Below are 12,180 nucleotides of genomic sequence, written 5' to 3' on the forward strand. Positions count from 1 at the left end.
GAAGGATAAAGTCGAAATGGGTTAAGAACGGGGAATAGTTCCTGATGCAGGTCGGTCATAGGGTATAAAGGGGCGAGCAATGCCCAGGTCACAATCGAGCTGGGACAGGACCGCAAAACGAAACGAAGCGATACAGATCCCGACGCCGATTTGAAAACGAAGATGTTGGCCATTTTCAATTAGCGCTACAAGACCGTTGGCTGCCTCCGCCTGCAAGATGAGCTGCTGCGCTAACATGGTCTTGTCATCAAACACAAGAAGGTGCTGCGTCTCATGCAGGTGATGGGCATTCATGCCTTAATCGTACATCGTACGAGCAAGCAGGCAGCCGTGGAGGACGGGCGTATCGTCGAACGCACTAGAATTTTAGCGCCGAAAAGCCCAACCAGAAGTGGGTTACGGACGTGACTCAGTAATGCGTGGGTGAGGAACGCATTTATTTGTCGGCCAATATGGATCTGTGCAACAAGGGGATTGCGACAATCCACTCGTTTTAGAGACCTTCCCGCAAGGCATTCGACATACATAAGGACGTGACCAGCTTGATCGTTTACAGCGATCAAGGAAGCCAGTACACGTCCCATGCCTACCATGACAAGCGCAAAGAAAACTGACCTCGATACAGTTAGAGCGCTTCGGTTTTCAAATGAGAAAAGAAGCTCTCCATGGCGGCATTGTCATAACAATTGCCCTGGCGCGACATGCTGATTTGGGAGCCAAACCTTTGGTAGCATGTCCATTCTAAAGGGTGCCCATCTTGTTATTAAATTAAGCCTTATTACTCTCAATGCAAGCATTTAGATTGTGGCCGCCAGCAAATTGACGGCCTCTTATAACCTTTATCTTCTGCTAGAGGATTACGTTTCGTCTTATAAGACCTCTAAACGATATAGGCTTCTCGAAGAACCTGGTTTGGACACGGACGCTTGGGGAATTAGCATTCACGAATTGATTAAACGAAATAGCCCACAATTATCGCCAGGCCTTATTCGATCCCTCCATATCCTATGGGATCACAAAAAAGTGTTGAAATATGTATTTCATTTTTTGACAAACACCGATGACCCTCCATTGGGATTTGTTGAAATGGACAACGAATACAGCAAAATAGAAAATGAGGCACTCTTACTCAGAAATATGGGAATCAAGTTTAAACTTACAAAGAAGGATGAAATTTCATACAGAATGATTGATAAGATAGATCAGATTAAGCGAATCGAAATAGACTTAATAAAAATGCTTCTGGGAAAGCTTAGTTCGAAATAGTGATTGGCCTTTTTTAATGGTTCTTGCATCAACCTACATGGAGCGTCTATGAACAGTTAGAATGCAAAAGTGTTTTATACGAGTCCGCGCGGTGCGGCAATTCCTATTGTTGCTCCGGGTACAAGTGTAAGTCATGGGGCATCATACGACAGCGACACGATGTTATATAAAGGTCGTAAACACAAAGTCGAGCTGCCAGGAACAGCTATCCCCATCCTTTTGGCGGTTATGACCCAATAACCATAATTTTTTTTAATGAGAATGCTGCAAAAATCACAGAAAAAGGTACACAACGGGCTCGTAATTAACTTTGATTATACTGGTTTATAGAACCTGACGGAAATTGGCCTCGAGGCAAGTGCTTACCGATTCGGTCCGGTAAGAAGACGCATATGTCCCCACTTTGGGTCGCTGCCTGTCCTTTAGCGTGTGACCCCCATCATGACAAAATAAAGCATCTTAAGCAGCGCTTCGTTGCTCGGAAAGATGCTTTCCCTTTGGTGATCATGCGAGCTGGCGATGGAAGCTCTCGATTATGTTGGTCGTGTAGATGAGTTAAGCAACTCTTGCAGATATTTGATACGGTGGCGCGAGTTGATTTCAGTTGCTACGCTACGGGCGGATAATGAGTGGATAATTAGCATCACCAGCTTCCTCAAAGCAGTCGAGCTCCAGCAGTGCCATTTCCTCCGTCGAACTTATTCAAAGGCCAGAAATGCTAAATAATTTAATGTTTTTGTTTTTATTCGATATTAATGCATCCTTCAATATGGTATCTACACAAAAAGGAATTGCACCTCGCATTAGACAACCACATTCAAATCAACTTTCTACACAAAACAGGCGACAACTTTTAATGGGTTTTTGGCAGCACATCGAGCATATTCATGATTTGCATCTGGACTATCGAAAGCTAGAACGATTTCGTTAAAAGAAGCTCTCGCATACTCATATTTCCCTTTAAAAAAATCAGCCACCATAAACTCGCGCTTACTAGCATCGAAACCATAAATGAAAATGTCATGCGAGAAATGATATTGCTTATAGTTGCCGTAAGCCTTTATGTAGTAAGTATCGATACTTATATAAATATAATTTCCATCGTTCAAAAAATCCATGAAAGTTCTACAGATGTCATGGTGAATCAATTTTACATATTTTTTCTCAATCTGCTGTGTTTCAAAAAAAGGATAGTGCTTCCGAAACAGAGGATAATAAAATTGAATATAAAGCTCAGGGTTGTCCTATCCGACGAGTTGAATATGACTTTGAAGGAACCATGGCCAGTATTTTTCGTGATACTGTCCCAGAACAGAATTAATATTGGCGATTGCAGGAAGAGAAGTGATAATGGGATACTTTACTGGAAGGTACTTCAAATAATGACGCCTCCTTAATAAATATATACTAGTATGAACCACCGGTAATTTCCATGACGTAATTTTACAAATTATACTTCTAACTAACAGAACTATTACTACCGCATAAAAAGAAGGAGCCGCATTTTCAGCGGTCAGGAGACGCTGGAGCCGAACGATTATTTCAAAGTGCAAGATCGGTACCTTGACTACGTTAAACCGTTCTACGAGCAAATAAGCATACAGGAGCAGGCACTCTTGTACAAACAGGTGACGGACTGATCATCGGCACGCAGAGCGAGAATGAGCATAACCACTAGCTTCATTAAGCCCGCGCTCGTCGGACTGGCTGGTCCATGGATCACCGGCTGTTTTTAAGTTCTACGACTGCCCGTTCCCCTAACGTGAGCAATAAGTGTCTTCCAGGCGGGTAAAAGAAGGTATGGAGGGGGGTATTTCCATGCCTTCAACTAAAAACCGAATTGTGCCCGAGAAGAAAGTTTACTTCCGTGGTGAACAGCAGGAATGTCCTTATTGTGGGACCCGGCTAAAGCGACATCATACTGCGTCCCAATCCACAATGTCTCTCCGGACAATTATTATCGCTCTGCCGAAGCAGATGCGCTCGCCATGAAGCATACCTCATACGGCTTCGACGTTCTGGCGTTGGTAGGCGAGCTGCGTTTCAAGCAGCATCTGACCTTAGCCGAGCTGCATACGGAGCTAAACCGCCGAGGCGTTGTTACCAGCGAGCGGAATTGCATGCGCCTGTACGAACGGTACTTGACTTTGCTTCGCGCATCAGTCGACGAGCACCTGCGAGAGAAGCTAGCCCAGGTTACGCAAGAGCACGGCGGACTTTTGCTTTCATTAGACGGCGTACAACCCGAGAAGGGCAATGAAACCCTGTATGTCGTCCGCGAGGGATTCAGCGGCACAATCGTCGCGGCAAAGAATTTAAAAAGCGGTAGCGCCCAAGAGCTCAAGAAATGGCTAGAACCCGTCCGAGCCTTGGGGTTACCAGTCATTGGTCTCCTCAGCGACGGACAGCATTCGATTCGCATGGCGCTGTCGGATCTGTGGCCGGATGTGCCCTACCAGCTCTGCCAATATCATTTCTTAAAGGATATTGCCAAGCCGGTCGTGGACCGGGATCGCAAGCTCAAAACCGATTTGAAAAAGAATTTGCGTGGTATCCGCAAGTTGGAAAAACATTATCAAGCCAAGCGAAGCGAGGAAGCCGAGATCGCTCGCGGTTACTTGGCGGCGGTTCGTTCCGTCCTGTTAGAGGATGGAAATCCCCCGCTGGATTTGCCCGGCGTTCGCATTTACGAAGAAGCGCAAGCCATTGAGGCGTCGCTTAATCGCTGCGCCAAAAAAGGGGGGCCCAAATCTCCGAGCGGCTCTTGACCCTCTTCGGAAAACTCCATTCGTTTCGTCCACTTTATGAGTCGGTCAAGCGCTGGCAAAAACCGCTGCAGGATGCGGCGCAAATTCTCGAGCCGGCAGAAGGCTAGACAACGGAGACGGTACAACTGCGTATGAAAGCTTTGGTTCATGAAATGGATCGCGCCTTCACGCATCCGGATGACAGTCCGCTGACGACAGCCTTTCGCAGTTATACGAAGGGTTTTTGGGAAGGCCTTTTCGCTTGTTACGATACGCCCTACTTGCCGCGCACGAACAACGACCAGGAACGTTACTTCCGCCAAACCAAGGCTCGTTACCGCCGAATAACCGGATTGCGTAACTGGAACGCCTACATCTGGCGCAGCGGCGAGTTTGTCGTGTTGGTCGACGATGCCTTGCAACAAAGCAATCTTCTCCAGCGGCTTCAACGGGTGGATTATGCTTCTTACCGACAAGTAAGAGAGCAGTTGGAGTCACGTTTGCTTGAAGGTACTCACCAACGCCGTTTTCGCCGAAACCCTAATCAATACTTGAAACAACTAGAAGAACGCGTTTGTTTGTTGAACGGGCAGTCGTAGTTTTTTTTTGCTCGAAAATTATTTAAACAAAGACGATCCTCAATCTTCCTTCACCAAGGGACAAGCTCTTTTTGAATTCATCTCTCTGTTTTTAAATTGAATTGCTGAGAGCTACATAAGGTATTTTACAGACTCGCATGCAACGGCTACAAAAAGTGCTGCGGCTGAATCCCCATTAAGCAATGTACCAAGCGTAATGGGGATTCGGGCCGGACTTTTTTGAACTGATCGGCACTGGAAGTTTAAAAAGATTGTCGCCAATTGCGCAAATAGCCCCTTTTTTAGTTTGATTAGGTAACATATGGGGATCATTTAATACTTTTTAATGTAGAGAGAAAATATTCATTGAAGTTAACCTCATTATAATATATATTCCTGAGCAACTCATTTACATTTAATCTAACAAATTTATTTAGTTTTCTGTATTCAATATATCTAAATATGTTATTTTTATATATTTCCCAAAGTTTTTTTAAATTGAAGAGTTGGGAATGTAACGATGAGAATGCACTAGAATTTAATGCGGAAGTTTCATATATGTGTTGTAGTAGTGAAATGTTTCTTAACTGAAAATCCATAGGAAACATTGCCCATCCATAATGGTTATTTAATTCAATATTATCAATTCTACTAAACATGTGTTCAGCATCATTGCTAAAATCTAAAATACATTGAATTCCACATTGTTTATGCATTCCCATTTTAGTAAAGCCGCTATCCTGAATTTTGTATGTAGTTGTTAATAAGCTTTCAATATTATTAATAATCTGATCTATCTTTATAGTAATTTCTAATTTTTTTTCAATTGCCTCTTGAATAACTTGAATACCAAAGCAACGCCTTGGAGTCTGGTGAGAGAAAGATTCAAGAAAAGCTTTTTCTATTTGATCAAAATTAATTGAATAATACTCATATACTCTATGGTTTTTACAATCCTCTATTAAGTAATACTCTCTTCTTTTAATGTCAAACCCATAAATAAAAGTAGGATGCACAAAATTTTTTCTTTCATATTCAACCCCAGGAAAGTGAATCCTATCAAGATCGATAAAAATATAGTAACCATCGTTAATTAACTTTTGAATTTCATGATGGAAATTAATATTTTTATCAAAAGAAAAATTAGTCGTCTTTATTAAGTTAGAAAGATCCAGTTTATCAGTTTTTGTTTCAAGCCTAAACCAACCTTCATCAAATAACCAATCTTCTTTATCAGATGGCATTTCTGGATAGATTACTTTTTCATTAATCTTTAATAACTCATACGTTGTTCCGATGGAATAGATCATTTTTTCATAAGAGGGATTAAATGCAGTTAGAATACCCATAATATTTGAGTAAATACAGTTGATCCATGCCTTATTAAAGGGTTGAGCTATTAATATACAACTATTCATCTGATTCACCTTTAATTTATGACTTTTTTAAAGCAACTCTTTTAATCATCAATCTTATTCTTAAGATTCTCAATTTAATCCTGCTATGAAAACCAAAGGTCGCAATAATAAGCACAAAGGACAAAAATGAGCTATGATCTAAAAAAGTGATCAGCGACGAGCTCAGTTTTTAACGCGTTTGGTCCATCAAGTGTTACAGCCGTCAAGCACGCATGCCGAAAGCACTCGACTGGATGGGGATATTATAGAGGAAGCATTCATAGCGACAATTCACGAATCGGCTATCGATGATCAGTGAGAAGTAGTTCAACCGACGATGAAAATTGGAAACTGTTTGATGAACCGAGGTCCTGAATTGATCGTTTTGGAAGCATAAGTTTGCCGAGTGTATATGGAAACCATATAGTGCAGAATAATGAGTATAGTGATACTTTTTGCTGTGTCAGTAAATTGAAGATAATAAAGAACTACGGCTGCCCATTCCCTTAACGAAAGCAAGGTGGCCGCAATAAAGGGTAAAAGAAGGTATGGAAGGAGGAATTTCCATGCCATCGACTAAAAACCGAATTGTGCCTGAGAAGAAAGTTTATTTCAAAAGCGAACTTGAGGAATGCCCCTACTGCGGAACCCGGTTAAAACGGCATCATACAGCCTGGAACAAAAATATCAATACGCTTCAAGGCATTATCGAAGTATGGAATATGGCATACCTGTCCCAATCCAGAATGCCTGTACCCGGACAATTATTATCGCTCAACCGACGCAGATTCACTTGCTATGAAGTACACGTCCTACGGCTTCGACGTTCTGGCTTTGATAGGCGAACTGCGTTTCAAGCAACATCTGACCTTGGCCGAGCTTCACACGGAGTTGAAACGCCGAGGCGTTGTCACCAGCGAGCGGAATTGCATGCGCCTGTACGAACGGTACTTGACTTTGCTTCGCGCATCAGTCGACGAGCACCTGCGAGAGAAGCTAGCCCAGGTTACGCAAGAGCACGGCGGACTTTTGCTTTCATTAGACGGCGTACAACCCGAGAAGGGCAATGAAACCCTGTATGTCGTCCGCGAGGGATTCAGCGGCACAATCGTCGCGGCAAAGAATTTAAAAAGCGGCAGCGCCGAAGAACTCAAGCAATGGTTAGAACCTATTCGAGCCTTAGGATTACCCGTTATTGGCCTCCTCAGCGACGGACAGCGTTCGATTCGTCTGGCGCTGTCGGATCTGTGGCCGGATGCGCCCTACCAGCTCTGCCAGTATCATTTCTTAAAGGATATTGCCAAGCCGGTCGTGGACCGGGACCGCAAGCTCAAAACCGGTTTGAAGAAGAATTTACGCGGCATCCGCAAGTTGGAAAAGCATTATCAAGCCAAGCGAAGCGAGGAAGCCGAGATCGCTCGCGGCTACTCGGCAGCAGTGCGTTCCGTCTTGTTAGAAGATGGAAATCCCCCGCTGGATTTGCCCGGCGTTCGCATTTACGAAGAAGCGCAAGCTATCGAGGCGTCGCTTAATCGCTGCGCCAAAAAAGGGGGGCCGGAATCTCCGAGCAGCTCTTGACTCTCTTCGGAAAACTCCATTCGTTTCGTCCACTTTATGAGTCGGTCAAGCGCTGGCAAAAACCGCTGCAGGATGCGGCGCAAATTCTCGAGCCGGCAAAAGGCCTGACAGCGGAGACGGTGCAACTGCGCATCAAAGCTTTGCTTCAAGAAATGGATCGCGCCTTCACGCGTCCGGATGACAGCCCGTTAACGACAACCTTTCACAGTTATACAAAGGGTTTTTGGAAAGGTCTTTTCGCTTGTTACGATACGCCTTACTTGCCGCGCACGAACAACGACCAGGAACGTTATTTCCGCCAAACCAAGGCTCGTCACCGCCGGATAACCGGATTGCGTAATTGGAACGCCTACATCTGGCGCAGCGGCGATTTTGTCGTGTTGGTCGACGATGCCCTGCAACAAAGCAATCTTCTCCAGCGGCTTCAACGGGTGGATTATGCTTCTTACCGACAAGTAAGAGAGCAGTGGGAGTCGCGTTTGCTTGAAGGTACTCACCAACGCCGTTTTCGTCGAAACCCTAATCATTACCTGAAACAACTAGAAGAACGTGTTTGTTTGTTGAATGGGCAGTCGTAGAAAAAAAAGCTTGTAGACGGACAAATCGACCATTTGCTGTTTGAAGACGAGTCGATGATCCGAGCATATCAATCCTTGCAGTAGTATAACTGGTTTCCCAAAGGCCATCAACGCAAAGTTCCGACCTATGGCCGGCACGAAGGCGCCAAGTTGTTTGGCTCACTCAACTATGAGACGGGAGAGATCGTGTACCAGGACGGCGAGCGTTACGATGCACCGGCATTTATCCAGTTCCTCAAAACCATTCTTAAACGATATCCAACCGGCAAGATTATCATGGTGCTGGATAACGGAAAGATCCATCATGCGGCTCAAGTACAGCTTTTTTTGGAGAAACATAAACGTCTTGCATTCGTCTTTCTGCCCAAGTATTCACCAGAACTAAATCTGGTCGAAGGGCTTTGGAAGTGGCTCAAGAGTGATGTCGTGCACAACGTATTCTACAAAAAGTTCTACCACATCCGGATCAACGTTGCCGCCTTCATGAAACGTGCAAATGCCAATCTCGAGGAAGTCATTGATCGTCTCTGTGTTCGCCTGTAGATCATTAGTTCAGTCTATATAGTAGACGAGATGAAGGAGATTTTTACGAATTCCAGCTCTGGGCATCGCTTTCCTTGGAACTTTTAGGAAAGGCTGTGCTAGCGTATAAGCATCCATCATTGATAGTGGATCCCAATGAACCGACGGGATTTTTGGTTGCTATTAATGAGTCCCAAAGCACGGATTTTAAGATAATTACTGCAAAAACAGTATTTGAAAGTCTTCAGAACTTAGTAAATGTTCCGCGTTTTGATGCCGATACAAAGAAATTTTGCATGACACTCGCAAATCTTCGAAATGAGGAATTGCATTCAGGTGCGCTTCCTTTCGTTGGAACAATAATGGATCACTGGTTACCGAAGTTTTGGGATGTATGCAAAATAGTTCTGGTTTTCCAAAATAAAACATTAAGAGAGTTGCTTGGACCAAGAGAGGCGGAAGCTGCAGAGAAGATTATTCAGGCTCGGTCAGTTAGTTTGAAAGAGTTAATTGAAGCTCGGATTCTAAGACATCGCACTGAAGTGAGACGTAAATACGAAGGCCAAATTCCTAGTGAAGTATTGAAAGTGAAACCTTTACTTACAGATGATGATCAGGAAACCATTAATTTCCCTTCATGCGGAGGAGAAGCTATTATTTACGGAGAAGTATTAGATGAAGGATCCGAATATCGTGATGAAGAAGAGCCCTGGATAGTATTTCAAGATCATTTGTACGAAATTACATCTTTAAAATGTAGGATTTGCGATTTGAAACTAAATAATTTGGACGAAGTAATTGCCGCCGGCTTACATCAAACGTTTGAAAAAACGGTAACAATTGAGCCAGATTATGAACCTGATTATGGAAATGACTAGGGATCCATTTCATTTACATCGAGTGAGGTTATTATATATGATTACTGATTTTGTTGTTGAGGATTATTTAGAGAGAATATACCATGAAAAAACCAAAATTTACTTCCAAGAAGTTTATAGCTCTTATAGGCATGGGAATTTTCGTTCAGCTATTGTGATGCTTTATTCAGTTGTAATATGTGATTTGGTTTATAAGTTGCAGGAACTTCATGACATTTATCAGGATGCAGTTGCAGAAAAAATTATTACTGAAATAGAGGCCAAGCAAGAAGATAAGGAAAGCAGAATAAAATCGACTTGGGAAGAGTATTTAATCGACCAAATAGAGGCTAAAACGTTGATGTTTAGTACTTCTGAAATGACGAATATTAGACAACTTAGAAGTCACAGGCATTTGTCTGCTCACCCGGTCATGAATAATTATTATGAACTATTATCTCCTAGTCCTGAAACAACCCTTTCTCACATACGAAATATGCTAGAGGGAGTATTAACTAAAAATCCTGTTATCTCAAAAAAATTATTCCCTACGATATTATCAGACCTTCAGGCTAAAAAAAGTTATCTAACTTTGGATAGCGATCTTTCGAACTACCTAAATAGCCGATATTATAAGAACTTTAATAATTCTCTTTTTGATCATATTGCAAAAAATCTTTGGGATATCACATTTAGATGTACATCCCATGAGTGCGAAGTCAATCGAGATATTAATTTTCGAGCATTAAAGGTTTTGATTCAAGGGAATCCCATTCAGTTTTCCGAATTACTAAAAAAGGAAACAGTATTTCTCAGTCGCTTTAATACTGACCGCGCTGTACTATTAAAGTTGATTGATCTTATCTGTGAATTTGATTTTATTTATAATGATTTAGAGTCGCATGCTCAAACTGTAATTAACCTCTCAGTCCAGAAAGATGTATCGCTAACCATTAAAGCTTACTTTTTATGTCCGTCATTAGACGAACACTTTAATATGCTATCTAGAAAATTCCATGGATACCCTGGACAATACTTTAATCAGCCTTATACATTGAGTCATGTTTTTCAACATGCAGAGATGGCCTACCTTTATCATTTGGCTAAACGCAAAGGGAAAATAGATCAGTTCCTTTATTTCTCAATTGATCATTTTGCTCATAGCATGGATTTCCACTCATCCATTTATCTGTTTGACAATGTAATAAGGGTATATCTGCATGAGTTCTCTATTGGACATATTGAAAAGTTGATTAGTGCCATTGATTACAATCCTCAGATTTATAGCTCCTATGAATGTGGGCATCAATGCAAAATAATAAAGGAATACGCGGACAAGAATGGACTCAAAATTAATTATTCAAAATATCCTAACTTTAAGTAAGAAGGTTGAACGAAGAGGTATTCCTCTTATTCAAAATAACGCAAATAGCCTACTTTTGGATTTTTGGGGACGAATTGGGGACGAACTTCGTCCCCAAGGATCAAATTCAAACCCAGAGAACCAACAGCAATATCCAAAAGCCAAGCTGCATAAGGCTTTATCGGACCCAATCCCATTCAATCAGACACACTTACTATCGCTGGCAGCGATGAGGTCAGGGGTTCGATCCCCCTTGGCTCCACCAAATGCAACTTACAGACACGCCGAATAAGGCGTGTTTTTTTGCATTTGGTGGAGCCCCGGAGGGGGCGAACCCCGGGGGGCGTTCCACGCGCAGGAAGCCGAAGGCGGACGAGCATGGCATCGATATCTACCGCTGCGCTCTACATCGGCGAATCTGCTTCGTCAGCAAAGGTTAATGAGGATATCGTTATCCCCCTTGGCTCCACCAAATGCAAACTTCAGACACGCCGAATAAGGCGTGTTTTTTGCATTTGGTGGAGCCCCTGAGGGGGCGAACCCCGGGGGGCGTTCCACGCGCAGGGAGCCGAAGGCGGACGAGCATGGCATCGATATCTACCGCTGCGCTCTACATCGGCGAATCTGCTTCGTCAGCAAAGGTTAATGAGGATATCGTTATCCCCTTGGCTCCACCAAATGCAAACTTCAGACACGCCAAAAAAGGCGTGTTTTTTGCATTTAGTTGAGCCCCGTAGGGGGGCGAACCCCGGGGCGTTCCGCGCGCAGGAGCCGGAGGCGGAAAATAGTTGGGGGTCCCCGCAAAGTAATCGGAATAAGCTACGGAGCATTGCTTCACTTTGCGGGGAAGGAAAGCGGCATCGTCCCTTAGTTGTGAACTCCTCATCGATTATTTACATTTGCGGATGGAGTGGGTTCGTTATAATTCGCGTCTTATCCCGAGATTTGAGACAAGATTTTCTACACTGTATTTACTTGGCATTGTCAAGATCGTGCAAATGAAGAAGACGAATCGATGGCACGGCAAGAAAAATAAGCCTTCGAAATTGGTGATAAAAGTCCAAGACCTGCAAAGACGCCAATTCGTTAATGCAGTACGATACAACTAAGCAAAAAAGCAATAAAGCATAAAGGGAAAGGATGATGTTTACGATAGGATCGCCTCTTCGAGTGCACCGTGTCGAAAGGCGCCTATGCGCAGTGGGCTTCCGTGAAAGGGCTGTTGAAGGTGACTGACAATTTTCTCTACGTTGGATTCCAAATTGTTACAATGTTGCTTTTCGAGTGGTTTTTT

Annotated in this window: 9 protein-coding genes and 1 pseudogene; 8 read left to right on the plus strand and 2 right to left on the minus strand. The window is 43.2% G+C overall.

Going from position 1 to position 12,180, the window contains the following annotated elements; translation table 11 throughout:
* Nucleotides 1-21 precede the first annotated feature (21 nt).
* A complete protein-coding gene (locus ACFSR7_RS01950; protein WP_378158689.1) occupies nt 22-294 on the minus strand; it encodes a hypothetical protein in 273 nt (90 codons plus the stop codon).
* Nucleotides 295-3,149: 2,855 nt separating this feature from the next.
* Here ACFSR7_RS01950 and ACFSR7_RS01955 point away from each other — a divergent pair.
* Both ACFSR7_RS01955 and ACFSR7_RS01960 read left to right on the plus strand, forming a co-directional pair.
* Nucleotides 3,150-4,034 carry a transposase gene (locus tag ACFSR7_RS01955; RefSeq protein WP_378158690.1) on the plus strand — a complete coding sequence of 295 codons (885 nt, stop codon included), beginning with the start codon at nt 3,150-3,152 and terminating at the stop codon, nt 4,032-4,034.
* Nucleotides 4,035-4,165: 131 nt separating this feature from the next.
* Nucleotides 4,166-4,612, plus strand: coding sequence for a hypothetical protein (locus ACFSR7_RS01960; protein ID WP_378158691.1), 447 nt, complete (start codon nt 4,166-4,168; stop codon nt 4,610-4,612).
* A gap of 308 nt (nt 4,613-4,920) precedes the next feature.
* On the opposite strand, the gene ACFSR7_RS01965 is transcribed toward ACFSR7_RS01960, so the two are convergent.
* Nucleotides 4,921-6,018 carry a hypothetical protein gene (locus tag ACFSR7_RS01965; protein WP_378158692.1) on the minus strand — a complete coding sequence of 366 codons (1,098 nt, stop codon included), beginning with the start codon at nt 6,016-6,018 and terminating at the stop codon, nt 4,921-4,923.
* 768 nt (nt 6,019-6,786) lie between these two features.
* Here ACFSR7_RS01965 and ACFSR7_RS01970 point away from each other — a divergent pair.
* From ACFSR7_RS01970 to ACFSR7_RS01995, 6 genes and pseudogenes are all read left to right on the plus strand, one after another.
* The gene (locus tag ACFSR7_RS01970) at nt 6,787-7,566 is read left to right on the plus strand and encodes a transposase (protein WP_378158693.1); all 780 of its coding nucleotides are present in this window, start codon (nt 6,787-6,789) and stop codon (nt 7,564-7,566) included.
* Entirely contained in the window at nt 7,563-8,144 is a 582-nt protein-coding gene (locus tag ACFSR7_RS01975; RefSeq protein ID WP_378158695.1) for a hypothetical protein, read from the plus strand. The genes ACFSR7_RS01970 and ACFSR7_RS01975 overlap by 4 nt, the downstream gene beginning before the upstream one ends.
* A gap of 3 nt (nt 8,145-8,147) precedes the next feature.
* A pseudogene (locus ACFSR7_RS01980) lies at nt 8,148-8,687 on the plus strand (IS630 family transposase); the annotation flags it as partial.
* Between the two features lie 74 nt (nt 8,688-8,761).
* Nucleotides 8,762-9,544, plus strand: coding sequence for a hypothetical protein (locus ACFSR7_RS01985; RefSeq protein ID WP_378158697.1), 783 nt, complete (start codon nt 8,762-8,764; stop codon nt 9,542-9,544).
* Between the two features lie 37 nt (nt 9,545-9,581).
* Nucleotides 9,582-10,907, plus strand: a complete 1,326-nt coding sequence (locus ACFSR7_RS01990) for a hypothetical protein (RefSeq protein ID WP_378158699.1) — start codon at nt 9,582-9,584, stop codon at nt 10,905-10,907.
* 563 nt (nt 10,908-11,470) lie between these two features.
* The gene (locus tag ACFSR7_RS01995) at nt 11,471-11,614 is read left to right on the plus strand and encodes a hypothetical protein (RefSeq protein WP_378158701.1); all 144 of its coding nucleotides are present in this window, start codon (nt 11,471-11,473) and stop codon (nt 11,612-11,614) included.
* The last annotated feature ends 566 nt before the right edge of the window (nt 11,615-12,180 follow it).

Origin of the sequence: Cohnella sp. GCM10020058 (assembly GCF_042683485.1) — a bacterium.
GTDB lineage: Bacteria > Bacillota > Bacilli > Paenibacillales > Paenibacillaceae > Cohnella.

Coding starts and splice junctions, on each gene's coding strand:
- ACFSR7_RS01950 (WP_378158689.1), bottom strand. CDS start 294: ATGAATGCCCATCACCTGCATGAGACGCAGCACCTTCTTGTGTTTGAT.
- ACFSR7_RS01955 (WP_378158690.1), top strand. CDS start 3,150: ATGTCCTTATTGTGGGACCCGGCTAAAGCGACATCATACTGCGTCCCA.
- ACFSR7_RS01960 (WP_378158691.1), top strand. CDS start 4,166: ATGAAAGCTTTGGTTCATGAAATGGATCGCGCCTTCACGCATCCGGAT.
- ACFSR7_RS01970 (WP_378158693.1), top strand. CDS start 6,787: ATGAAGTACACGTCCTACGGCTTCGACGTTCTGGCTTTGATAGGCGAA.
- ACFSR7_RS01990 (WP_378158699.1), top strand. CDS start 9,582: ATGATTACTGATTTTGTTGTTGAGGATTATTTAGAGAGAATATACCAT.
- ACFSR7_RS01995 (WP_378158701.1), top strand. CDS start 11,471: ATGGCATCGATATCTACCGCTGCGCTCTACATCGGCGAATCTGCTTCG.